Genomic DNA, 24,590 nt, shown 5'->3' with positions numbered 1-24,590 from the left:
TTGAAAATGGAGTTACCAAATTGTTATGTTTGGAAGGGATTGCTGAAGTGAATCAGGTTATTTAAGGTAGTTGATTCGTGCCTTCTTTGGGGAAAACCACCCAAGGTGTGAATTTTTTTGCTTCTTCGAATTCCATTGAAGCGTAAGAGATTACAATGATGATGTCGCCCACATTACCTTTACGTGCGGCGGGACCATTCAAACATACGGTGCCGCTACCGCGTTTCCCTTTTATTATATAGGTTTCGATACGTTCGCCATTATTTACATTTACGATAGCTACTTTTTCACCTTCAATTATATTTGCGGCATCCATTAGATCTTCATCCAATGTGAGGCTGCCCACATAATTGAGATTAGCCTCAGTAATTATGGCCCTGTGTATTTTGGATTTTAAAATTTCTATTATCATCGTTATTTATTAAATATATCTGGACTCGATTAAACCGCCACGTTAAAATCGCGTAGGGCATCATTTAAGCTTGTTTTTAAATCGGTACTCGGTTTGCGTTTTCCGATAATTAAGGCGCAGCTTACATTATAGGTTCCGGCCGGAAATTCTTTTGGATAGGTGCCAGGGATTACCACACTTCTCGAAGGTACGCGTCCTTTGTATTCTACAGGTGAATTGCCACTTACATCAATTATTTTAGTTGATTTAGTAAGTACCACATTTGCTCCTAATACTGCTTCTTTTTCTACAACTACTCCTTCTACCACAATGCTGCGACTTCCTAAAAAACAGCCATCTTCAATAATTACCGGAGAAGCTTGCACGGGTTCCAATACGCCGCCAATACCTACGCCGCCACTCAAATGTACACCTTTGCCTATTTGTGCGCAACTACCCACTGTAGCCCAGGTGTCTACCATTGTACCTTCGTCAACATATGCGCCAATATTTACATAGCTGGGCATTAATACCACATTTTTTGCCAGGTAGGCGCCATAGCGCGCTACAGCATGTGGTACTGCCCGAACGCCTAATTTTTCATAGTCTTTTTTTAGTAGCATTTTGTCATAAAATTCGAAAGGTGGTGTATTCCAGGTTTGCATCTTTTGAACACCAAAATACAATAAGATTGCTTGTTTTACCCATTCGTTCACTTGCCAGCCGTCTGGAGTTGGCTCGGCTGTTCTCAGGCGACCTTTATCTACTTCTTCTATTACCGCTTTTACAGTGTCTGAATATTTTGCATCTTTCAACAAATCTCTATTTTCCCAAGCTTCTAGAATTAAATTCTTCATGTGTATTTTTATATAATTAAAAAGATTTTGCAAAATTAATGTTTCACATGGATTAATTTAGCATCTATGAGTAAAGAGTTTGAAAAAGATGTAGTTAATTGTTTAAATACATTACATAATGGAGAAGTTATTTTATATCCTACTGATACTGTATGGGGTTTGGGGTGCGATGCTACCAACGAGGCAGCCGTACAGAAAATTATTGAAATAAAAAATAGACCTGCCAATAAGAGCTTTGTGGTATTGGTGGAAAGTAAGCAACGATTGCAACAATATGTAAAAGAGTTGGATAAAAAAGTGCTACAATACCTTCAATTGGCACAAAAACCTACAACAGTTGTATATGAGAATGCGATTGGGCTTGCGCCTAGTGTAGTTGCGGTGGATTTATCGATTGCCATCAGAATATGTGCAGATGAATTTTGTAAGGAAATAATTCGGGGCTTGGACAAACCCCTATTAAGTACCTCGGCTAATAAAAGCGGAGAACCCTCTCCCCGCATTTTTAGGGAGATAAGCAATAAAATCGCAGAAGAGGTAGATTATATTGTAAAATATAGGCAGGATGATGAGCGTATTGCGAGTCCTTCGACCATTGTAAAGTGGGAAAATAGTGTATTGAGGGTAATTCGTGAATGATACGCCGGCCGAATTAAAGTTTACAGGAATAATTAAATAACGATTATTTCGTAATAAAATAATGGTAACTTCACAACAAAATGATAATAACTTAATAATAACTTAATATTGCTTTAAAAAAAAGATTGAATTATAAAGTTTACTTTCGCGCCAAAAGTACACAAGATGGGACTAAACAACTTTGGTAAAATCTTTATGCCAAAAAACAAAATCTTCTATGAATTGTTTGAGAAGGTGGCTGTAACCGTTAATGTGATGGGGCAGCAAATAAAGAAATTAGTTTTTGAATCTGATAGAGACAAACGAGCAACGATTGTTTCACAATTAGAAGACCTGGAACACAGAAATGATGAACTTACACATCAGATTTTTACCGAATTAGGTCGCAATTTTATCACTCCGTTCGATAGAGAAGACGTACACGCATTGGCCATGTCACTTGATGATGTGGCCGATTGCATTTATGCCTCCGCCAAAAAAATACATTTTTATAATGTGAACCCCAACGAAACGGGGATTCAGAAAATGGCTGAGTTAATTGAGACGGGTACACAGGAAATACAAACAGCCGTGAATGGGTTGCGTGATATGAAACACTTACGCAAGATGACAGATGCCCTGATTAGGATTAACAGTATAGAGAATCAAGCCGACGATGTATATGATTTAAGTATTGAAAAATTGTTTCAGGTTGAAGAAGACATTAAGGCGCTCATTAAGAAGAGAGAGGTTTTTTCGGTAATGGAAAAGGTCGCCGATAAAATGGAAGATGCAGCAAACACAGTAGAATCTATTATTATTAAATATTCTTAGCGTTTTCTTAGGCTTTCTTTTTTTCAAAAATCTGTTTTACCAAAATATCATTTATGTTTGGATTCTCGACTTTATTAATAGTCATTATCGTTTTAGCTTTAATATTTGATTACATTAATGGGTTTCATGATTCTGCCAACTCCATAGCTACCATCGTCTCTACAAAAGTACTTACGCCCTTTCAGGCGGTAATTTGGGCGGCATTTTGGAATTTTGTGGCTTATTTTATTTTTAAAGAACATAAGGTTGCCAACACGGTTGCTAAGACCATTCATCCGGAATATATTACACTTACGATCATATTGGCGGGGATTATTGCTGCCATTTTTTGGAATCTGCTTACTTGGTGGTTTGGCATTCCGTCCAGCTCTTCCCATACGCTTATTGGTGGTTTCATCGGCGCTGCCCTGGCGCGCATTGGACATTTTGACGTAATCGAAATGTATAACCTTGGCAAAACAGTTTTATTTATATTTTTATCTCCCATAATAGGTATGTTTTTAGCCTTCATTATTACCATTGGGATAAATTGGATAGCCAGGAAATCGCCTCCTTATAAAGCGGAGAAATGGTTTAAGCGATTGCAACTTTTTTCATCTGCAGCCTTTAGTCTGGGCCATGGGGGCAACGATGCGCAAAAGGTGATGGGTTTAATAACCGTTGCTTTATTGTTGGATAAAAATGGTGGTCATGCTTTGGCTGAAAATGCGCCTATTCTTAAAACGATGTTGGAAAATAACTGGATTCCATTTGCGTGTTATACCGCGATTGCCTTGGGAACGATGAGTGGTGGCTGGAAAATAGTAAAAACGATGGGCACGCGTATCACCAAAGTTACACCAATTGAAGGGGTTGCTGCCGAATCAGCGGCTGCCTCTACGCTTATATTAACAGAAGCTCTGGGTATTCCCGTAAGTACCACGCATACTGTGGCCGGTGCTATTATGGGTGTGGGCGCAACTAAAAGATTGTCGGCTGTTCGTTGGGGCGTTACGGTTAATCTTGTTTGGGCTTGGGTGCTCACAATTCCGGTAAGTGCGCTCGTTGCTGCTTTGGTTTATTGGTTGTTGCGCGGTGTATTTGGATTGCCTGCATAGTTATTCTGCCAAATTTGTCGGAAATAAAACATCTTTTTTTGTGAGATTGTTTTCTTCTGTTTTACTTTTACACACAATTTACAACACCTTCAAAATAAAAAGAGGCTATAAATGAGTAAAATTCTAGTAACCGGTGGTTGCGGGTATATAGGTGCACATACTGCGGTAGATTTAATTGAAAATGGTTTTGATGTTATTTCAGTAGATAATAATTCCCGTTCGACAACATTTTTGGCACAGGGCGTTGAAAAAATTACCGGTAAAAAGTATAAAAATTACAAGGTAGACTTAAAAAATTTCGATGATACACGTGCCGTTTTTCAAGAAAATACAGACATCGTAGGCGTCATACATTTTGCGGCCTATAAAGCTGTAGGAGAATCAGTTTCACAGCCACTGGAGTATTATGAGAATAATTTAGAATCACTGGTTAACATATTAAAATGCGTTCGGGAGTTTAACGTACCTAATTTTGTATTCTCTTCTTCTTGTACGGTTTATGGTAGTCCTGACGTGATGCCCGTAACAGAACAATCGCCTATTAAAGAAGCAGAATCCCCCTATGGTGCTACCAAGCAAATGGGGGAAAAAATCATCCGCGATTTTTCCAGTGTAGCAGATAGTAATACAATTCTTCTTCGTTATTTTAATCCGGTAGGGGCCCATCCTTCTATCGAAATAGGAGAAATTCCTATTGGAAAACCTCAGAATTTGGTACCGGCCATTACACAAACGGCTATTGGCAAACTGCCTCAAATGACGGTTTTTGGCGCGACCTATGCTACTCGCGACGGGAGCTGCCTGCGTGATTTTATTCATGTCTCTGATATTGCGCATGCGCATACTTTAGCGCTACAATATTTGTTGGAGAATAAAAATAAAACCAAATGTGATGTCTTTAATTTAGGGACCGGTAACGGTGTAACTGTATTGGAAGCCATTAAGGCATTTGAACAGGTAAGTGGGCAAAAGCTAAATTATATCATCGGTCCCAACCGGCCAGGAGATATTGTAGCTATTTATGCCAATAATCAGTTTGCCGTTGAATCTTTGAATTGGGAGATAAAATATGATTTGAATGAAATGATGCGCACAGCCTGGGCATGGGAACAAAGAATGCAAAAAGATGGATTACTGACACAACAACAAAAATCAACTTTCAATTAAGAAAAAATAGTGCAGAAAAGCTTATCTTGCACCCTTTAAAATATTTATATAAATCTTATTTAAAAAAAATGCAATTACAAGATATTCAAGTTCAAAACGAAAAAGAAACGCGTGCAGGTTTTGGGGAAGGGATTTACGAAATAGCCAAAATAAATAAAGACGTAATCGTTCTTACAGCTGATCTGGCAGGTTCCTTCAAATTGGGACCTTTCCAAAAAGAATTCGCTGATCGTTTCATCGAAATGGGGATTTCTGAGGCAAACATGATTGGCGCTGCTGCCGGTTTAACTATTGGAGGCAAAATTCCTTACACGACTACTTTCGCAAATTTTAGTACGGGTAGGGTGTATGACCAGATTCGTCAAAGTGTTGCTTATAGCAATAAGAACGTAAAAATATGTGCAAGTCACGCCGGACTTACCTTAGGTGAAGACGGTGCTACACACCAAATTTTGGAAGATATTGGAATGATGAAGATGTTGCCTGGAATGACTGTTATAAATCCTTGCGATTTTAATCAAACTAAGGCTGCGACAATGGCTATTGCTAACCTGGAAGGCCCTGTTTATTTACGCTTTGGTCGTCCAAAATGGCCAAATTTTACAAGCGTGGACGGTGGGGATTTTGTAATTGGCAAAGCACAAGTGCTGGCAGAGGGTGCGGATGTTTCTTTATTTGCTTGTGGTCATTTGGTTTGGAATGCTATTGCAGCAGCGCGTGTTTTAGCAGAAAAAGGTATTAGTGCTGAAGTTATCAATCTGCATACAATCAAGCCTTTAGATCAAGAAGCAATTATAAAATCTATTAAGAAAACCAAATGCGCTGTTACCTGTGAAGAGCACAATATTTGGGGTGGGTTAGGTGAAAGCGTTGCGCATGTCGCAACAAACAATTTCCCCATACCTATTGAGTTTATAGGCACGAAAGATACTTTTGGTGAAAGCGGAACGCCGGAAGAACTTTTGGAAAAATATGGTTTAACGCCCCATTATATTGTAGACGCTGCAGAAAAAGTAATTGCACGTAAAAACGCATAAAGTAGCAGAATATTCATTATTCTATAAAAACCTGTCTGTTTCGGACAGGTTTTTATTATTTTTGAGAAATATTATGCATAATTATTTTAAAAATAAAACATCTGTATGCAGTTAGAAGATGCAGAATTATTGCAACTTTTTAAACAAGATGCAACCAAAGAGAAGGCTTTTACTGATATTGTAAAAAAATACCAAGAAAAAATATATTGGCATGTACGTCGCATGGTTATAGATCATGACGATGCTAACGATGTATTACAAAATGTATTCATAAAAGTGTGGAAAGCACTGACCAATTTTCGTGAGGACAGTCAATTATATACCTGGTTGTATAAGATTGCCACGAACGAATGCCTTACTTTTTTAGATCAAAAGAAAAGGAAGGGGTCAATAAGTCTTGATGAAATAGAAAGTGGCCTGTCTAACAAAATTAAAGCTGATGAAGGATTTGACGCCAAAAAGCTGGAATGGAGATTGCAATTGGCAATTCAGCAATTACCTGAAAAACAGCGATTAGTGTTTAATCTGCGTTATTATGATGAAATGCCTTATGAGGAAATGAGCCAAGTCTTGGGCACCAGTGAAGGAGCACTTAAGGCAAGTTATCATCACGCAGCAAAAAAAATTGAAGAATTTATTAAAAATGGCGATTAAAAATTAAACGAAACTGCATTCTAATTGTCGAAGGATAAGTTGATAAAGAAAATGGAAGACAATAATCAATATTTAGATGCAATTCTATCTACTATAGACAAGGATGTAGAATTGTATAAAGTACCCGAAGGCTATTTTAACGGATTGCCTCAGCAAATATTAGAGAAAGTACAGGAAGTAGCTTTTTCTAATGTGAATGCTTATTCTGTGCCTGCAGGCTATTTTAATTCATTTGCAGACAATATCTTACAAAAAGTAAAAACTGTTGTGCCGACAAATGAAATAGAAGAGGAGTTGGCGGGAGTAGCCCCCTTGCTGAATATAATTTCTAAAAGGAACGTTTATAGTATCGCAGAAAATTATTTTGAACAGCTGTCGTCCAGATTATCGCAGCAGCAGTTTGCTGAAAAGAGTACTATTAAGGTGGTACCGCTTACCGTGAATAGGAAGACTTGGCGGAATTTTGCAGCCGCTGCCGTAATTGCAGGTGCTGTATTGAGCGGTGGATTGTATTTGAGAAATAATAAGAATGATAGGTCACAAAATCCTTCCGCTAAACAATATGCCTCCTCTGTTTCTCAGAATAATACAGTCTTACAAGACAATCTTTCTGACTTGAGTGAAGATGATATTATCAGCTATTTAGCGGTGCCTAATACTGATAACTCAATAAGTGACAGCACAGTAGTAGGTGGTAATATGTCGGAAAATACGGAAAAAGCAATTAGTTCCATGACGAATGAAGAGTTGGAAAATTATTTAGATAAGACGCCTACGAACTTCTAGTATAATGTAAGTAAATTACATTCCGAAACATAAGAAAATAATTATATAAAAATAAAGTGACTCATGAAAATAATTATTGCAACATTAGGTATCTTAATTTTTCATTGTTATATTTGCTGCGCGCAGACTAACGGCTCAACCCATAATAATAAAGTTGAGAAGGTAAAGGTAGAGTTTATTACCAATCGACTCCATTTAAATGCACGTGAATCGAAAGCCTTTTGGCCTGTTTATCATAAATATTTTGCTCAAATAAGGACGGCTTGGCAACAAAGTAATCACAATAAAGCTGAATTTGAGGAAAAAGCGGCAACAATTAAAGATGAATATAGAGGCTCTTTTGCAGATATACTCCACTCACATGAACGAGCAAACGATGTTTTTAATGCTGAAAAAGCCTACCGGGCAATGCTGAGAAGAGAATTAAAGCAAAGAGAACAAAAATAATTTATAATAGGGATTAGTTCCCGTTGTATCATTTTTTAGGTGTTTTTCATAGGTTAGCAACAGCCGCTCGTTTCTACGTATGGCTGTTTTTTTTATTCTTATGGTTTGTAACTCAAATAGTTGCTAATTCAGACAATCGTTTGTCTGTTTTTTTTTAATATAAATTAGCGAGTTTTACATTTAAAGGTTGGGTTTACCTTGATTGTGAAATAATTTACGAACGAAGATGTTAAACTTATTAAATGATTGAAACAGCGGTTATAAGAGCTTTCAATTTAGCTCAAGATATTGTCCTTAAGAAACTTTCTACCGGATTAATAAATCATACGTATAAGACGACAGCTCCCAATGGAGATGTTTTTTTATTGCAACAAATAAATACCAATGTTTTTTCTGAACCACTTATAATTCAGCAAAACTATCAGAAAATTCAAAAACATTTATCAGCACATAATAGCTTTCAACTTCCACGGATAATAACGACTCAAGACGATGAATTGATCTATCGGAACGGAGATGCGGCTTGGCGATGTTTCGAATTTATTAAGAGTACTTATAGCCCCAATAAATCTTCCAGTGCCGATGAAGCTTGGCTAGTGGCAAATTGTTTTGGAAAATTCTCCGCAGAAATGTCGGATATGGAAACATCCGCTATTTCGGTGGTTTTACCCGGCTTTCATGACCTTGCACTCCGTTTTAATCAGTTTGAAACTGCGCTGCGTGCTTCCGGTGCAGACAGAATAGATAGTGCTAAAAGTTTGATAGAGAAAGTTTATGAAAATACCTATTTAGTGAATTTTTACAGAAAAATATCTGCATCCGCTAAATACCCGCTGCATATCTTACATCACGATTGTAAGATTGCCAATATCTTATTTAAGGAAGATACCCATGAAATTTTTTGTCCGATAGATTTGGATACGACACAACCAGGGCTGTTCTTTTCTGATATTGGCGATATGGTACGGTCCATGACGCCGAGTATTTCTGAGGCGGAAATTGATTTGCAAAATATGACCTTACGCAAAGATTTCTACCAGGCTATACGTGATGGTTATTTAACTGCCATGTCCGCTCATTTGACTCAGGAGGAATTGGAAAATATTGATCTCTCCGGTAAAGTGGTTGTGTATATGCAGGCGCTTCGTTTTTTGACAGACTATTTAAATAACGATATTTATTATCAAATAGAATACGTAGAACAAAATAAGGATCGTGCGGCTAATCAGTTCCATTTACTTTCTTTACTCAACGATTATACTGAATCCAGTAGCAATAAAAAGATCTATTTAAATAATTAGATTTTTAAGCAATCAGATGGGATAAGATAATGCCTGCAGCTACAGCGGCATTTAAAGATTCGGCCTTGCCTAATGGTTCAATTGTTATGGGTTTTTCTATAAAAGGAAGCACCTGCTCGCGTATTCCTTTGGATTCGTTGCCTATTATGATTACCCCGTTTTTGATAGGTTCCTGTTTTTTCAAATTTACACCATTGAGTACTGCACCATATACCTTTGTTGGGCACTCAGAAAGTAAGGGCGTTAAATTTATGTACATGATATTAATTATAAAAATAATGCCCATGGAGGCCTGTATTACTTTAGGATTATAGCAATCCGCTGTATCTTCTGAAGCAATAATGGTTTGGATACCAAACCAGTCGGCAATACGAATGATGGTGCCTAAATTACCAGGATCTTGAAGCCCATCGAGCATTAGTAAAACCTGGTCTTCAAAATTAATGATGTCATTTGTAGGTATTTTTTTTTTCGCAATGGCCAGTACCTGATTCGGCGTTTCAAAATGGCTTATCCTTTTCAATTCAAAATCTTCGATCTCTTGAAAGTCGCTCCCAGTATGATTCTTTGACCATTCTCCCCTTGTTGCAAATATCTTAATGGTACGTAAATTGCTTTTCAATAGCTCATCGACCATTTTGGGTCCTTCTACAATAAATACATTTTCTCTATCTCTGGTTTTTTTATGGTACAAACTTTGGATATATTTGAGTTCATTTTTACTTATCATAGATAATGAATATTTCTCGCAAAGCAAATTCTTTATTTCGCGCTATAATTTTTATTTTAGTTACCTGCTGTTGCTTTTCGGCATGTATTCCTGTAAAAGTGAAGGATTGGCCAACCGGGAAACCTTTCCTTTACGATTCAAAAATAGAATTAAAAAAGGATAATTTATCTAAAGATGAGGCAAAATTATTAGCAGCCAATCTGGCCAATTATTGGGTGGATAGCATGCGCTTGCCATTGGTGCAAAAATATTTTATTATTAAAAAGCTTATTCATCCTCCAGTTTTTGATTCAACAAATATTTTGAAATCAGAAAAGTTTATGAATAGTTATCTTAATTCTGAAGGCTATTATCAGGCGTCATTTACAGATAGTATTTCTATAGACAGTACGACCAACCCCACGCAAAAAAGAGTTTCAATAGTTTTGCAAGTAGATCCGCACCGACCAGTCGTCATCGACTCGCTGGGCTATGCCTTCAAAGATACCACATTGCAAAAAGTGGCGATGGCCGGGTATAAAAAATCCAATATAATACAACACAAAACGCGTTTCACTAAGGAAGCGGTTGCCAATGAGTTGGACAGGCTGGTAGTTTCTTATCGGAATATAGGCTATTATAAATTAACCAGAAATAATTTGATTGCCGAGGTAGATACAACAGATGCCGCATTGCTGAAACTTACATTAGACCCTTTTGAACAAGCACTTAAAATGGCACAGACAGCTGCCCGCCGAAAAGAGAATCCTAGTGCTGTGATTATTATAAAACAACGGGAGCCTACTGACACGCTGCTCGTCAATTCCTCAAAAGAAGACTTTGTACAATATAAAATAGGAAAGGTGAATTTCTTTCCCGAGACACGTCTAAATGAAATTCCCGACTCTACTTTATTGCACCTAAATCAATTTACGGATACTTTTCCGTTGCGCAACAGGTATGTTTCTATTTACAGCCGTGAGCGAAAATTCGTCCCTCGGCCAATGCTGGAACATCTATACTTTCGCCATGGCGATTTGTACCAAGATAGCAGTTTCTTTAAAACTATTAATAATCTGAATGCGATAGGCTCCTGGCAACAGGTCGATTACATTAACCGCATTCAAGGAGATAGCCTGAACACGAATATTTTTATGATACCTGCGATTAAACAGAATATTACAACCGATTTGGAGGGTAGTTGGAACACAGGGGACTTTATCTCTTCTTCCAATATGTTTGGCTTAGCGGTAAATCTTACCTACAGAAATAGAAATGTATGGCGAAGAGCTATACAATCAATTACCAATCTACGTACTGGTGTAGAGTTGAATATTGCAAATACAGGTTTATCCAATAATTTGTTACAAACCTTGCAAATAGCAGGCTCACATTCCTATTCCTTCCCTAGATTCATTACGCCATTTTTTAAAATACGTGGTAGAAAATTGGATGCGGTAAGTACGGTGTTGACTGTAAATGGAAGCTACACGGATAGAAAGGATTATTTTCGTTTACGGTCTTACGTTGCTAACTGGGGGTACGAGTGGAAAAAAGGCAATGCTAACTGGCAATTTAGACCGGTTAACTTTGAACTTTATTCCCTAGATACGTTGCGCTTGCTAGATACGGCTATGAAATATAATCCTTATTTAACTAAGGCCTTTAATACTGGGAAAGTTATTAGCCAGCAATTAAATTATAATGTAACTTTTCCCAATAGTCATATACCGGGTAGTAATTATCTACGCTTCGCTTTTGAAGAGTCGGGTGCAATAGTAGGGCTCATTAAACCTTTGCACGATAAAATATACAATTATGTTAGGTTTGAGGGGGAGTATATCAAGCACTATGATTTTAGGAAGACCCAATTTGCTATGAGGGCGTTTGCCGGTGCTGGAGTTAATTATGGGAGTACCGGAAAATTTGGATTGACACTACCGTTTTTCAAACAGTTTATAGCCGGTGGCCCTAATAGTATGCGCGCATGGAATTTGCGGCAATTGGGTCTGGGTTCTAACCTGCAAAGCGATACTTCCAGTTCTTTCAGAGATAGGTACGGTGATATGCAATTAGAGTTAAATTTAGAATATCGTTACCCTATTTTTGCTTTGGGAAGTGTGAAAGTCAATGGTGCATTATTTACCGACATAGGAAATGTTTGGAATATTAAAAAAGATCCCGATTTGCCCAATGCAGAATTTAATATCAATCGTTTAGGCAAAGACGTCGCTATTGCACTGGGAACCGGTGTCCGTATGGATTTTAGTTACGTGGTGCTTCGTATAGATTTTGGCGTGAAATTGAAAGATCCTGCCAGACTCGAAAATGGTGGTTGGATGAGCATCAAAAACTTTACTTGGCGTAATGAAGAGTTTGCCGATGTAATACCGCCAAACCCTATTACGGGTAAACAACTTTACAGAAATAATTATGCTTTCCAGTTAGGTATCGGATTGCCTTTCTAATGGCTCCCGGTTATTTTAAGAATCTTTTTATTTCTTTTTCAGTATCACGTTTTTTGAGTGTTTCACGTTTATCGTGAACCTTCTTTCCTTTGGCTAGTCCTATTTCTACTTTTACCAAGTTTTTTTCATTCATAAAGACTTTGAGTGGAACGAGGGTGAGGCCCTTTTCTTTAATAGCCGCTTTCAAACGTTTTATCTCTCGTTTAGTTATTAGTAGTTTTCTGTCATGGACAGGAATATGGTTGTTTACCGTTCCCAAATTATATTCTCCGATATATAGTCCACGCAGCCAAAGCTCATCATTATCAAATAAACAGAAGCTGTCGTTGAAACTTACTTTGCCCGCCCGTATAGATTTTACTTCGGTTCCAAGCAATACAATGCCAGCAATATATTTATCTTCTATATTGTAATGAAAATAGGCTTGTCTATTGTTTAATGATGCCATGAGTTGTATAAAGTAAAAATTCAAAAGCAAAAATAGGTCTCAATTTCTGCTTTTGAATTTTATATAGGAGTAAAAATATTCCTTTAAGATTTGAATAAAAGTAATACGGTTGCCAATTTTTCTTTTAGGCATCTTCTGTCAATGATAAAATCCAAAAAACCATGATCTAGTAAAAACTCGCTGCGTTGAAATCCTTTGGGTAATTCTTTACGCATGGTTTCTTTGATGATTCTAGGACCTGCAAATCCGATAAGCGCCGCCGGTTCCGCTATATTTAAATCCCCCAGCATGGCAAAACTTGCTGAAACACCGCCAAATGTGGGATCCGTCATTAAGGAGATATAGGGTAGTTTTGCGTCGCTCAACTGTGTAAGTTTGGCACTTGTTTTAGCCATTTGCATCAGACTAAAAGCACTTTCCATCATGCGGGCTCCCCCGCTTTTACTGATAACCAGATAAGGCATTTTATGCTTGATGGCATAATCGACTGCCCGGCTAAACTTTTCACCCATTACGCTTCCCAAGGATCCGCCAATAAAGGCAAAGTCCATGCAGGCTATTACTAAATTCTGGCCGTTCACCTTACCGGATGCCACACTGATACTGTCTTTTAAATCTGTTTTGGAATGTATTTCTTCCAGACGTTTGCCATAAGATTTTAAGTCGGTAAATTCCAGATAATCAGTGCTGCGTATTTCTACAAAGTGCTCGGTAAAATCTTGATTGTCGAATAAGATCTTAAAATAGTCTTGGCTATTGATACGATGATGATAACTGCACTTAGGACATACATACAAATTCTCTTCCAGTTCGCTTGATGTACAAATATAATTACATTCAGGACATTTATTCCATAAGCCTTCAGGTACTTCTTTTTTCTCCGAAGTAGATGTCTGAATCCCCTTACGCAGACGTAGAAACCATCGTTGTTTATTGTCTCCTTCAGCTTTTTTGTCAATTTCTTGTGAGGCTGAATTTTCTTTTAACTGTTCTTCTTCACTCATATTTTCAATTCATATAAAAATTACAGGATGACAAAAATAAGAACTTTCGCCCTTAGTCCATCATTTTAGACTCATTAGTTTTAGTTCTATCGATGCTAACAATTGTTCATATTTCTTTATTTCAATTCTATCAAATCACCTAAATTGAATTTGTCCAAAATTATTCATTCAAACAAAATTAATAATAGCCCGGACACCTGCCTTTGCTGTTACAGGTGCGCATCTTTGACACCCGGCACATTTTTTTCAGCGCAGTATACGACTCTTTTCTAATAACTTATCAACCATCTACGATATCGAGAAAGTAATATTTTGAAACTGCGAGAAAATATTTCTTGCTTCTTCCATATTTGTCTTCGGGATATCCGCAGTTATTTTGCAAAATAACTGCAATTCTTGTGCAATAATCTGAGCATTAAAATTCTTTAGCCAGCGTTGAACCTCATTCATTTGTGTATAGTCAAAGTCGATAGTACATCTAAACACAATAGGTTTTTTAATGATCGGCGAAAGCTGTAATGCCAATGCTGCAGAAGTTTTGTATGCATTTATTAAACCAGGAACTCCCAATAAGGTGCCGCCGAAATAGCGAACAACCACAATGGCAATATTGGTTAACTCTTTGCTATCAATCTGTCCTAAAATTGGTTTTCCGGCGCTCCCTGAAGGTTCTCCGTCATCACTGCTGCGAAAATTATTACCGTCGATACCTATTCGATAGGCAAAACAAAAATGATTGGCCTTGGGGTGCTCCTTTTTTAGCAGATCTAATTTGTGTTTGAATGCCAATTTATTGCTAAGGGGAAATGCGCAGGCCAAAAATCTGCTACCTCGATCCTTATATTCGGCGACTGTTTCTTGTTGTATTGTTTGAAAAAAATCTTTTTGTGATACCATTAAGGGTGTTTAAGAAATTGTTGGTTGTAGCATTTCAATGCGATTATTGGACAAATTAAAGCTTTCTTTTATAAATGCATTTTCGATTGTGGGTGCAGCTAAGCCGTTTTCAATCCATAAATCTTGGTGGGTGATAATGCGACATTCATCCCAAATATTTTCGCGAATAAAGGACTGCAGCAATTTTGCACCCCCTTCTATCAGGACACTTTGTATGTTTAAGTTATAACAAAGGGTAAGCAATTCTTTTAGCGCGTTTTTCCCAAAAGGGACTTTGCAGAATTGTATGTTGTCACGCAATTCATTTTTATTTTGATTCAAAATAATAGTTGTGGCTTCCTTGTTGTAAACTTTGTAATGCTGCGGTATCTCCAGACTTCTATCTACCACTATTCTGATCGGGTTATTGCCCGTCCAATTTCTGCAGCTCAAAGAAGGGTTGTCTAATAATGCTGTGTTTTTTCCAATCATTATAGCGGATTCTTCGCTGCGCCATTTATGGACTAACCGGTTGGTGACATCATTGCTTATAAATAAGCGTTCTTTCGTATTTAGTTGGTTTTCGTAAGCGATTTTTTTATTGGCTGTTTGTGCCCATTTTAAAATGATATAAGGTCTTTGTTGCTGATGAAACGTAAAGAATCTTTTATTGAATTTTTTACATTCTTCCTGCCAATCACCCAAAATGACTTCTACACCAGCGTTTCTGAGTTTTTCAATCCCGCTTCCATTTACCTTAGCAAATGCGTCGATGCAACCAACGACCACTTTTTTTATTTTCTGTTGAATAATTAGATCGCTGCAAGGGGGAGTCTTTCCATAATGTGAGCAAGGTTCCAATGAAACATAAAGAGTGGCTTGAGCGATTAAATGTTTATTTTCTGCCTTTACGCTATTGAGGCAGTTGACTTCGGCATGTGCCTGGCCATATTTTTGATGCCAGCCCTCGCCAATAACGGTATGCCCATAGACCAGAACAGCACCAACCATTGGATTGGGTGCAACATTCCCGGCGCCTAGTGCTGCCAATTGCAAACAACGCGCTATGTATAAATAATGTTCATTCATCCGGTGGCAAATGTAAATTATTTTGAACAGCTCTGAACTTCTTATATCCTATAATGAAAAACCGGACAATCTGATTGTTGCCCGGTTTTGGAAAGTATTTCCTGAATAACTAAAGATTATACAACAGTCCTACGCCCAAAATAGATTGCGTTTGAATTTTAGGTCCTTTACCGATAACCGGTCTGTAATGGTCGTCATAGGCAAGATTGAAGTTCCAGGTTACTGCGATGGCTTTAGTTAATTTAGCTGCAAAAGTATTTGTCATAAACATATAAATGTTCTGTGGATTGTCTAAATAATCGCTGTAGAGCTCTAAATTTCCGGAATAAGTGATGGTTTTTGTAATGTTAGCTGTATAGCCTGCATTGAGTAAAAATCCAAATTCAAATTTTATCGTTTTTCCGCTATCTATTCCGTAGGCTCCCTGATTTGATAATTGTTTGTTCGCGACCACTAAAGCGCGAGCAGCAATAGGAGATACAAATAAATTAAAGTTTTTAAAAGGCTTATAAGTAAGACCAGGTGCTAAAGTGATGTAGGCCGGGGCGAAAAATGTGGAATTGAGCGTTTTAGTTTCATTGCCTGCATTGTCAGTACCATACGTATAACCCTTGAAACCTTGGGTGCGTATGCGAAATAGGGCAGAGGCGTCTAGTTTTTTACTGATAGAATGACCGTATAAAGAAACGAAATCAATTAAATCTGCACTTTTCCGTCCACTTAATCCGGAAGTTTTTAAATAGCCGTATTGCACATTTAAATTGTTGTTCCAACTATTTTTATTTTTTAAGTAATTCGCGTAAAGATTTATAAATGCGTTTACAGAAAAAGCATCTGTACCACCGCCGGACCAATTGCTTAAGGAAGTCTGTGCGACATTTAAAGAAAGTGAGCCGCCCTTGTCCCAGACCTTTGTGGAGTCATGTTTTTTGCTGGGGACATTGGTGGCCATCTCTGATTTAATATCAGTACGGCTGTTGTCTTGCGCCATCGCAGTAATGCTTGCAAATATTGCCAGGCTTAAAAAGATTCTTTTCATAGAGTGATTTTTGTTTAAAAAAAATAAACGCACAACAATGGGTATAGTTATGTGTTTATTCTAAGATCGTTTGAAGTATATGATAACTTTTCATTTCGCTTATATTCTCCAAGTGCAAAGAAAGGAACTGTTGGTAATATTTCAAAAGGTCACGCCGAATAGTCCGGTTGAGTTGTAAATATTCCGGGACCGCAATATTTTGTAGATCTTTTAGTATAGAAGTTGTTTTAGCCAAAGCGCCTTCCATAAAATATGCATGGGACGGTTTTTGCGCGCTGAACATTCCTTCCTGTAAATCTAAAAAAGGATTTTGTTCATTATAATTTCCGTGAATCTGAAAGCCCAAATATTTGGCAAGCTGCAGTGTGAAAGTCAGCGGATAATTAGCCACTTGGCTGATATTTTCTGTATCCGTTTGTTTAAATGCCTGCTCAAAAAAATCGAATAATTCCAAATTATTTTCTTCTTCGTGGATGGCTTGCGTTATCATCTCAATCATATACATCGCGATGGCATTTCTTACAATATCGAAGAATAAGTTTTTATATAAGTAAGCCCATTGAAATTCTTTTAAAAACTGTAAAGATTTTAAAGGATTGTGATACACCTCCATATCCAAAATACTTCCCGGCAGGAAATAATTAATTTTACTTGTGGAAGATTTTGTTGCCTTACGTAAACCTTTAATCAAATAACTCTGCATGCCAAATAAATCGGTATACACCTTAGCTATAACGCTGGTTTCGCCATATTTGATCGTACGCAATACAATGCCTTTAACTTTGTGTGTCATTCGCTGTAATCGAAAGCACGAAGTTAAGGTAAAGTATTTACGTGACCGTTGTTGAAAACAGGGATTCAGCTGAAACAAAGAAAGTTCATAAAAATGAACGAATCGTCAACTTTCCGCTCAAACACTTTATTTCGCAGGTCTTGCGGGCAATATCGTATAATCGGATGATTGACCTTTTGCCGGAATAGCGTTTTTTATGAAATTACGAATATCATTGTTGCCTTCAATCATTGATTGCTTATCCATATAAATCATGTGTCCGCAAGCATAGCCTTTCCAGGTCATGCGATCTCTTAGGTTTTTCGACGTGGCGATCTGCCACATACTATATTCCGCATTAAAGAAACTACAACTTGAACCGTCGTAATAACCCGATTGTACAAACAAATGCAGTGATGGGTTTTCCTGCATAGCTTCACGCAGGTCATTACCGGTGTGGTTATTGTCGGAATTCCATGGAAACACATTTCCTGTCAATACCCAGAAAGGGACATTTGTTTTAAAGTTCAAATCGTTCTTATAATAATCGTTTGCAGCTGGCGCGAAAGATCGGGTCCAGGCTGGAATTTCAGCATTAAAGTCGGGATGTGTACCGGCCTCTTTTTCGTCAATACCTAAATAACGAGAATCGAGCCGACCAATGGTATAGCCTTTATCGCGCAACAATTCTTTCCAGAATAAGTTGGTAGAAACATTCAGATTGTTTTTGTCCCAGACGCTTTGTTTAATACCAGTATAGTTTTCCAGTTTCTGTTCAATATTCTTTTTGTCGTTATCTGAGATAGAGCCGCCTTTTGCCAGTGCGGGCAACAATTCATTCAGCGTAAAGTCTTCTATTTGTGGCAAAATTTCTTCCAATTTTTTATTTTGTAAATCGGCCGGGAGTTTCTTGTAATACCAGGCGGTAGCAGCGTAGTAAGGAATGTTAAGCGCTTCCTCTACAGGGCCGTCCCTTTCAATGCCCAAGCCGGTGGGCGAAAGTAAAATAACACCATTGACAAACATACCTATGGAAGGATCCTGTAACGCATTAGCAAGCCCTGAGACGCGCGTTGTGCCATAACTCTCGCCAATCAAAAATTTTGGAGAAAGCCAGCGATTGTTGCGGGTAACAAAAGTTTGGATCCATTTGGATAGATAGCTTATGTCTTCGTTTACACCAAAAAAGTCGGACCCCTTGGCATCTTTATCGACAATTCTAGAATAACCAGTATTTACCGGATCAATATACACAATATCGGTCTCGTCTAAAATGCTGTAAGGGTTTTCTTTCACGCCATAAGGTTGCAAGGCATGTCCTTCATCATCCAAGTTTACGCGCATAGGACCGGTATAGCCAAGTTCCATCCAAAGAGAGGCAGAACCGGGGCCACCATTGAAAGAAATAGTAAGTGGTCTTGCCGTTTTGTCGCTAATGCCGTCACGCTCGTAATAAGTATAACTAAGCGTGGCCACTATCTTTCCATCTTTGTCCCAAACCGGTTGCATGCCCTTATGTACTAAATAGGTGAAGTGTTGGCCATTAATAGTAGCCTCGTGTCGTGTCGTCACCACCGTGTCTTTGGGTATGTTAGTTTGTGCTTGTGCATTAAAAGTGAGAGCCGCCAATAATAAAAAAAGTATATAAACTCGTTTCATAGTTATGGTGTTATTAATTGATAATGACGGGAAAGTTAATAAACTTTTGTTTCTATGGACGAATTGCTATTGAAAAATACATGAGCGGTAAAAAAAAGGAAGCATTTATATGCTCCCTATTAGATATGTTACTCCCCTTCTTTTATGCCGCATTTTTTCATTCATAAGAATTGCTAAGCGAGCTTACAGCCCCTGTCCGTATAAGATAGGGGCTGTAAGGTAATTCACTTCCGTTTTCATCTCTATTGTAGAATTGGCAGATGCTTTAAAACGAAAATTATTTTTTTGATAAAGTTGGCAAAAGACTTTCCAGGAAGTCCAGAGTCATAGTAAATCCGCCCTGGAAGCCCATTTCGATCTGCTGCTCCATACGTTCAAGTGATTCATTATAAATGGTGATACTAACTTTTGTAATTCCATTTTGTTCACTGAAATTCAGATCCCATTCAGAACCGGGCAAACTGAGGTTTTCATCTTTATCAGAAAAGGCATTCAGGTATTTGAAATTGGTTTTCGGCGTGATGGAGGTAAATCTTTGGCAAGACCAATGCTGTTCGCCTTCCGGGCTTACCATTGCGTAAAATCTCCGCCCACCCACTTCAAAATTCATAAACTTTGTTTTAGAAGCCCAAGGCTTAGGCGCCCACCATTGGTCAAGTATTTCTTGCTTAGTAAATGCATCCCAAACTAAAGAAAGTTCGGCAGCAAATTCCCTGTTTACAAATACCGTTTTTGATGGTTTGTCAACGATAAAATCAAATAGCAAATTGTTGTTCATTTTTTTTGTTTTTTAATTGTGGATAATACATTGTCAAGTTGGTTAAAACGGGTCTCCCAAATTTCTCTATATTGGTTAAGCCATCTATCAATCTCTTTCATTTTTTCGATTTCAAGTGTATAATAAATTTCTCTGCCTTGTTGTTCTTGCTTCACTAATGCACATTCCGTTAGAATGCGCAGGTGTTTTGAAACGGCTTGTCTGGTGGTATGGAAATTTTCGGCAATCGCATTTGGCGTCATTGCTTGTAACGCAATTAACGCTATAATGGCCCGTCTCGTTGGGTCTGCAATGGCTTGAAAAATATCCCTTCTCATTGTTATACGCTTTTATGTGAAACTAATTGGTTGCAAATATATGTGCAACTTTCCGGTTTCGCAAATTTTTTTTTAATGGGTTGGAATTTTTAGTGAGTTGTTGCTGGAGCGTTGTTTTCTGAAGAAAGGACGGTGTGTAGGGATATTAAGTTGAGAAGATGGCAAAAAAAGTCTTTCTATCTTTTAAATTCTATCTTTTGAGAACTATCTTTACGCCCGTTAAAAATTAATAATTTGTAGAAATGAAACCGGACGTTCTAATGTTGTATAAATGAGTATTAAATGAAAGGGTTCCATTTGACAGAAAAAATATTCGAATGAAAGTGATGAAATTTGGCGGCACCAGTGTGGGTAAGCCGGAAAGAATGCACCAGGTTGCGGAGTTGGTGACGAAAACCAAAGAACCAAAAATTGTGGTTTTGAGCGCGCTGAGCGGCACCACCAATACCTTGGTCATGATAAGTGAGGAGCTGGCAAATGGCAATAAAGATAAAGCCAAACAGTATATTGATGATCTGGAAAAACATTATCATGCGTTTATCCAAAATCTACTGAAGGGCAAGGTCGTTCAGCAAAAAGCGGAAAATATTATTAAAGAGCATTTTGAATTTCTGAACATTATTCTCAGGATATCTTTTAGCGATGCATTAAATAAAGATATTTTGGCACAAGGAGAATTGATGAGCACCAAACTTTTTTCTCTGTATCTGGAGGAAATTAAAGTGGATCATTTGTTGCTGCCTGCTTTGGAATTTATGCGTATCGATGCGAACGACGAACCTGACTTAAAGTCCATAAAAACGAGCCTTTCAGCCTTATTAAAAAGATATTCGGATAAGAAAATATTTGTCACCCAAGGCTACATTTGTAAGAATGTCCGTGGCGAAGTGGATAATCTAAAACGTGGAGGCAGTGACTATACGGCTTCTTTAATTGCTGCCGCAATCGAAGCGAGCGTTTGCGAGATATGGACCGATATTGATGGCATGCACAACAATGACCCGCGTATCGTAAGCCATACAGAACCGATCCAAACCTTGAGTTTTGAAGAAGCGGCGGAGTTGGCCTATTTTGGTGCCAAAATTCTGCATCCTACTTGTATTTGGCCTGCGCAAAAATCACACGTGCCTGTAAAACTGCTTAACACCATGGAGCCCGATGCAAAAGGTACCACCATTCAGGATTCGGTGGAAGCGAAGGGCGCCAAAGCGGTAGCAGCTAAAGATGGCATTATTGCCATTAAAATAAAAAGCAGCAGAATGTTGCTGGCTTATGGTTTTCTTCGAAAAGTATTTGAAGTCTTTGAAAAATACCGCACACCCATTGATATGATTACGACTTCTGAGGTGGCTATTTCTTTAACCATTGATTCCACTGATCATCTGAAACAAATAATTAAAGAGCTGGAGCCTTTCGGTACCGTGGAGATAGATAAAAATCAATCTATCGTTTCTATCGTTGGCAATTGTGTGGTAGAACAGAAAGACGTTTTATTGAAAATTTTCCAAACCATCCATCATATACCTATTCGAATGATTAGCTACGGCGGAAGCCTGCACAATATTTCGTTTCTAATTCCCGGAAAAAATAAAAATGAAATGTTGCAAATCATCAATGAAGGCGTATTTGGGATGTAAAACAAAAATATGTGGTGGATATATGCATTGTTGGCCGCGCTCTTTGCTTCGCTTACAGCGATTCTGGCAAAGAAAGGCGTTTCTGGCATCGACTCAGATCTAGCAACTGCTATCCGCACCGCAGTCGTCTTGGTAATGGCCTGGACAATCGTTTTTTTTAAAACGGGGTTTTCAGGCGTTGCCACTTTAAGCAAGCAAAACTGGTGGTTTCTTGTGCTCTCTGGTATTGCTACAGGACTTTCCTGGCTGTTTTATTTCCGGGCTTTGCAGTTAGGAAAGGTATCGCAAGTAGCCCCGGTAGACAAGCTAAGTGTTGCCTTAACGATTGTTTTATCTGTGGTAATACTTCATGAAGTACTTACCCTGAAAACGGCTATAGGTGCTACTTTGATAATAATAGGAACTTTGGTGCTGATACTTTGAGGCATACTTACTTTGCTATTTTTGATACCATCATTGATTAAGAGGAAAGATGCTCTCTTTGTATTAATATTGCTGACCATTCTTTTTTATTTCCTTTTTGGGCGATAATACAATGAAAGAAGCTGTCTCAAGAAATATTTTAATTTAATGTTGGATAAAACAGAAGCTACTTAGATGTAAATTGTAGTTTTGTACAAATTTTGGCTAATGACTGAAGAATTAGAACAAAACCTGATGGATGCGCGATTTGAATTACTCCTCCATGAGCGCAAAGGTGAGGAATTGGGAAATTTTCTCAACGACCAGAATATTAGTGATGTTGTGGAATTGGTTTACAGATATCCTGACAGTGAGGCCGAAATTATTGGGCATATGGCTATTCACCGGGCTTCCAGCGTTTTTAAATTGTTGGATATTTCTGCGCAAAAATCAGTCATCAAGGAACTCCCTTCCCATAAAACGGCAGCTTTGCTCAATGAGCTCTCGCCCGATGACCGTACAGACTTTTTGGAGGAGGTCCCCAAGAAAGCTTTGCGTGATCTGATAAAATTATTACATCCCGAAGAGGTGAAAATTACGCTTCGAATGTTGGGATACCCCGAAGATAGTGTGGGGCGTTTGATGACGCCCGATTATATATATGTGTACGAAACGGATACAGTTGCGGAGGCGTTTCGCATCATTAGAAAAAACGGGAAGAACTCCGAAACGATTGACGTTATCTATGTTATCAATAAAAAAGGAGAGTTGGTTGATGACTTTAGGATTCGCGATTTGATATTGGCTTTACCAGAAATGAAGATTAGTGATTTGATGGATGGTCGCGTCATCTCATTAAATGTAAAAGACGACCAGGAAGCAGCTTCAAAAATATTTCGAATGAATAACCGCGTGGCATTGCCCGTGGTGGATGATAATGATATCCTTTTAGGTATTGTTACGGTGGATGATATGCTTTGGGTGGCCAATGAAGAGTATAGCGAGGATATCCAGAAAATAGGCGGTACTGAAGCATTGGATGAACCCTATTTAGATACTTCCTTTTTTAAATTAATCCGAAAACGGGCACCTTGGTTGATCATATTATTTCTAAGTGAAATGCTTACGACTTCTGCCATGACTCATTTTGCCGACGAAATTCAAAAAGCGGCTGTTCTCACTCTTTTTATTCCATTGGTGATGTCAAGTGGTGGAAACAGTGGTTCTCAAGCCTCTACCCTGATTATTCAAGCCATGGCGGTGGGAGAGGTGACCATAAAAGATTGGTGGCGTATTATGCGCAGGGAAATCTTGAGCGGCTTGGTGTTGGGTTTAATCTTAGGCATTATTGGTTTTTTTCGTGTTTCCCTTTGGGAGTTTTTTCATCAGATCGGAATTATGAACTTTAGCTATGGCCCACACTGGATGTTGATTGGTACTACTATTGGCTGTGCGTTAGTAGGCATTATATTGTGGGGATCTTTGGCGGGCTCTATGCTGCCGATCATTTTAAAAAGGGTAGGTGCGGATCCGGCCGCGTCATCTGCGCCGTTTGTGGCGACGCTAGTGGATGTGACCGGTATTATTATATATTTTGGAACAGCTTATGTACTGATGGGGAATTTAATACAGAGTGGTGTTTTAAATGTTTGATATGCCTGTCCTTTCATAAAGTAACGATGATGTGTATCGCTGTTGCTGCTAATTCCAAATTCACGACTTGTATCTTCGAATTTACCATCAATAATCATTTCTTCTTACCCAATAAATATCACATGTTATCTAAATGGGTAGCTAAATCCCTTGTGGCGTTTTTTAGATGGTAAATATACCAGTAGCGGGCGAGTTTGCCGCCCCGATATTGTGGGATTTTATTTGCGAGAGTTATTTGGGCAAAGTCGTTTTTGTAGACATCCATTGGATTACAGTAATAATTGGAAGGACTTATAAAATAAGCATCCCCGCCTTTTGCAACAAAGCCCATTTCCTTATTTAGCCAAACGAATTTATGTAAATCGTCTAATTTTCCAACACCGATAACACGCATTTGCAATGGCATGGCCAGGTAAAACAGTAAATGCCCGGCCGGGAACCATTTGTTCACTATAAGCGGTGCATTAGCTCCCATTTGACCTTCCGCAATATCCCTATTTCTAATTTTTTCAAATATTGGTTTCAAAGTTTGCCAACCATACATATCAAG

The 24,590-nt window shown here is 38.2% G+C and carries 26 protein-coding genes; 13 read left to right on the top strand and 13 right to left on the bottom strand.

The window, feature by feature from the left end; genetic code table 11:
* Positions 1–61: 61 nt before the first annotated feature.
* Positions 62–412, bottom strand: coding sequence for an aspartate 1-decarboxylase (gene panD, locus ACQR30_RS03830; RefSeq protein WP_429731501.1), 351 nt, complete (start codon positions 410–412; stop codon positions 62–64).
* Positions 413–441: 29 nt separating this feature from the next.
* Positions 442–1,248, bottom strand: a complete 807-nt coding sequence (locus tag ACQR30_RS03825) for a 2,3,4,5-tetrahydropyridine-2,6-dicarboxylate N-succinyltransferase (protein ID WP_429731498.1) — start codon at positions 1,246–1,248, stop codon at positions 442–444.
* 66 nt (positions 1,249–1,314) lie between these two features.
* Between ACQR30_RS03825 and ACQR30_RS03820 the strand changes: the two genes are divergently transcribed.
* The 9 genes from ACQR30_RS03820 (at position 1,315) to ACQR30_RS03780 (ending at position 9,189) form a co-directional block, all read left to right on the top strand.
* Positions 1,315–1,887, top strand: coding sequence for an L-threonylcarbamoyladenylate synthase (locus ACQR30_RS03820; protein WP_429731495.1), 573 nt, complete (start codon positions 1,315–1,317; stop codon positions 1,885–1,887).
* 165 nt (positions 1,888–2,052) lie between these two features.
* Complete coding sequence (locus ACQR30_RS03815) at positions 2,053–2,700, top strand: DUF47 domain-containing protein (RefSeq protein WP_429731493.1); 648 nt, start codon at positions 2,053–2,055, stop codon at positions 2,698–2,700.
* Positions 2,701–2,753: 53 nt separating this feature from the next.
* The gene (locus ACQR30_RS03810) at positions 2,754–3,797 is read left to right on the top strand and encodes an inorganic phosphate transporter (RefSeq protein ID WP_429731490.1); all 1,044 of its coding nucleotides are present in this window, start codon (positions 2,754–2,756) and stop codon (positions 3,795–3,797) included.
* Positions 3,798–3,908: 111 nt separating this feature from the next.
* Entirely contained in the window at positions 3,909–4,964 is a 1,056-nt protein-coding gene (gene galE, locus ACQR30_RS03805) for a UDP-glucose 4-epimerase GalE (RefSeq protein ID WP_429731488.1), read from the top strand.
* A gap of 68 nt (positions 4,965–5,032) precedes the next feature.
* A complete protein-coding gene (locus tag ACQR30_RS03800) occupies positions 5,033–6,001 on the top strand; it encodes a transketolase family protein (RefSeq protein WP_429731485.1) in 969 nt (322 codons plus the stop codon).
* 105 nt (positions 6,002–6,106) lie between these two features.
* The gene (locus tag ACQR30_RS03795; RefSeq protein ID WP_429731482.1) at positions 6,107–6,655 is read left to right on the top strand and encodes an RNA polymerase sigma factor; all 549 of its coding nucleotides are present in this window, start codon (positions 6,107–6,109) and stop codon (positions 6,653–6,655) included.
* Between the two features lie 51 nt (positions 6,656–6,706).
* Positions 6,707–7,441 carry a hypothetical protein gene (locus ACQR30_RS03790; RefSeq protein WP_429731480.1) on the top strand — a complete coding sequence of 245 codons (735 nt, stop codon included), beginning with the start codon at positions 6,707–6,709 and terminating at the stop codon, positions 7,439–7,441.
* Between the two features lie 63 nt (positions 7,442–7,504).
* A complete protein-coding gene (locus tag ACQR30_RS03785; protein ID WP_429731477.1) occupies positions 7,505–7,888 on the top strand; it encodes a hypothetical protein in 384 nt (127 codons plus the stop codon).
* 242 nt (positions 7,889–8,130) lie between these two features.
* Positions 8,131–9,189 carry a phosphotransferase enzyme family protein gene (locus ACQR30_RS03780; RefSeq protein WP_429731474.1) on the top strand — a complete coding sequence of 353 codons (1,059 nt, stop codon included), beginning with the start codon at positions 8,131–8,133 and terminating at the stop codon, positions 9,187–9,189.
* 4 nt (positions 9,190–9,193) lie between these two features.
* On the opposite strand, the gene ACQR30_RS03775 is transcribed toward ACQR30_RS03780, so the two are convergent.
* Positions 9,194–9,919, bottom strand: a complete 726-nt coding sequence (locus ACQR30_RS03775) for a TrmH family RNA methyltransferase (RefSeq protein ID WP_429731471.1) — start codon at positions 9,917–9,919, stop codon at positions 9,194–9,196.
* A 5-nt stretch (positions 9,920–9,924) separates the two neighbouring features.
* Between ACQR30_RS03775 and ACQR30_RS03770 the strand changes: the two genes are divergently transcribed.
* Positions 9,925–12,366 (top strand): BamA/TamA family outer membrane protein, encoded by a 2,442-nt coding sequence (locus ACQR30_RS03770; RefSeq protein WP_429731468.1) that lies wholly within the window; start codon positions 9,925–9,927, stop codon positions 12,364–12,366.
* A gap of 10 nt (positions 12,367–12,376) precedes the next feature.
* Here ACQR30_RS03770 and smpB read toward each other — a convergent pair whose 3' ends face one another.
* The 9 genes from smpB to ACQR30_RS03725 all read right to left on the bottom strand — a co-directional run bounded on the left by smpB (position 12,377) and on the right by ACQR30_RS03725 (position 20,348).
* A complete protein-coding gene (gene smpB / locus ACQR30_RS03765; protein WP_429731465.1) occupies positions 12,377–12,814 on the bottom strand; it encodes an SsrA-binding protein SmpB in 438 nt (145 codons plus the stop codon).
* Between the two features lie 83 nt (positions 12,815–12,897).
* Positions 12,898–13,818: an acetyl-CoA carboxylase, carboxyltransferase subunit beta gene (gene accD / locus ACQR30_RS03760; RefSeq protein ID WP_429731462.1), complete on the bottom strand. Its 921-nt coding sequence runs from the start codon at positions 13,816–13,818 to the stop codon at positions 12,898–12,900.
* Positions 13,819–14,106: 288 nt separating this feature from the next.
* Positions 14,107–14,715, bottom strand: a complete 609-nt coding sequence (locus ACQR30_RS03755) for an IMPACT family protein (RefSeq protein WP_429731459.1) — start codon at positions 14,713–14,715, stop codon at positions 14,107–14,109.
* 9 nt (positions 14,716–14,724) lie between these two features.
* Positions 14,725–15,783 carry a bifunctional diaminohydroxyphosphoribosylaminopyrimidine deaminase/5-amino-6-(5-phosphoribosylamino)uracil reductase RibD gene (ribD, locus tag ACQR30_RS03750; RefSeq protein WP_429731456.1) on the bottom strand — a complete coding sequence of 353 codons (1,059 nt, stop codon included), beginning with the start codon at positions 15,781–15,783 and terminating at the stop codon, positions 14,725–14,727.
* 109 nt (positions 15,784–15,892) lie between these two features.
* A complete protein-coding gene (locus ACQR30_RS03745; protein WP_429731452.1) occupies positions 15,893–16,822 on the bottom strand; it encodes a DUF3078 domain-containing protein in 930 nt (309 codons plus the stop codon).
* 55 nt (positions 16,823–16,877) lie between these two features.
* Positions 16,878–17,615: a DNA repair protein RecO gene (recO, locus tag ACQR30_RS03740; RefSeq protein WP_429731449.1), complete on the bottom strand. Its 738-nt coding sequence runs from the start codon at positions 17,613–17,615 to the stop codon at positions 16,878–16,880.
* A 126-nt stretch (positions 17,616–17,741) separates the two neighbouring features.
* Entirely contained in the window at positions 17,742–19,253 is a 1,512-nt protein-coding gene (locus ACQR30_RS03735) for a S10 family peptidase (RefSeq protein WP_429731446.1), read from the bottom strand.
* A 277-nt stretch (positions 19,254–19,530) separates the two neighbouring features.
* Positions 19,531–20,031, bottom strand: coding sequence for an SRPBCC family protein (locus tag ACQR30_RS03730; RefSeq protein ID WP_429731444.1), 501 nt, complete (start codon positions 20,029–20,031; stop codon positions 19,531–19,533).
* Positions 20,028–20,348 carry an ArsR/SmtB family transcription factor gene (locus tag ACQR30_RS03725; protein WP_429731442.1) on the bottom strand — a complete coding sequence of 107 codons (321 nt, stop codon included), beginning with the start codon at positions 20,346–20,348 and terminating at the stop codon, positions 20,028–20,030. Before ACQR30_RS03725 ends, ACQR30_RS03730 begins: the two co-directional genes overlap by 4 nt.
* A gap of 317 nt (positions 20,349–20,665) precedes the next feature.
* Here ACQR30_RS03725 and ACQR30_RS03720 point away from each other — a divergent pair, with 317 nt between their 5' ends.
* The 3 genes from ACQR30_RS03720 (at position 20,666) to mgtE (ending at position 24,040) form a co-directional block, all read left to right on the top strand.
* The gene (locus ACQR30_RS03720) at positions 20,666–21,985 is read left to right on the top strand and encodes an aspartate kinase (RefSeq protein WP_429731439.1); all 1,320 of its coding nucleotides are present in this window, start codon (positions 20,666–20,668) and stop codon (positions 21,983–21,985) included.
* A 9-nt stretch (positions 21,986–21,994) separates the two neighbouring features.
* The gene (locus tag ACQR30_RS03715; RefSeq protein ID WP_429731436.1) at positions 21,995–22,408 is read left to right on the top strand and encodes an EamA family transporter; all 414 of its coding nucleotides are present in this window, start codon (positions 21,995–21,997) and stop codon (positions 22,406–22,408) included.
* A gap of 207 nt (positions 22,409–22,615) precedes the next feature.
* The gene (mgtE, locus tag ACQR30_RS03710; protein WP_429731433.1) at positions 22,616–24,040 is read left to right on the top strand and encodes a magnesium transporter; all 1,425 of its coding nucleotides are present in this window, start codon (positions 22,616–22,618) and stop codon (positions 24,038–24,040) included.
* Between the two features lie 118 nt (positions 24,041–24,158).
* On the opposite strand, the gene ACQR30_RS03705 is transcribed toward mgtE, so the two are convergent.
* A partial coding sequence (locus ACQR30_RS03705; RefSeq protein ID WP_429731429.1) for a hypothetical protein occupies positions 24,159–24,590 on the bottom strand: 432 nt, incomplete at its 5' end.

Origin of the sequence: Arachidicoccus sp. (assembly GCF_050436765.1) — a bacterium.
Taxonomy (GTDB): Bacteria; Bacteroidota; Bacteroidia; order Chitinophagales; family Chitinophagaceae; genus Arachidicoccus.
This window is presented reverse-complemented; position numbering and strand designations above follow the sequence as displayed.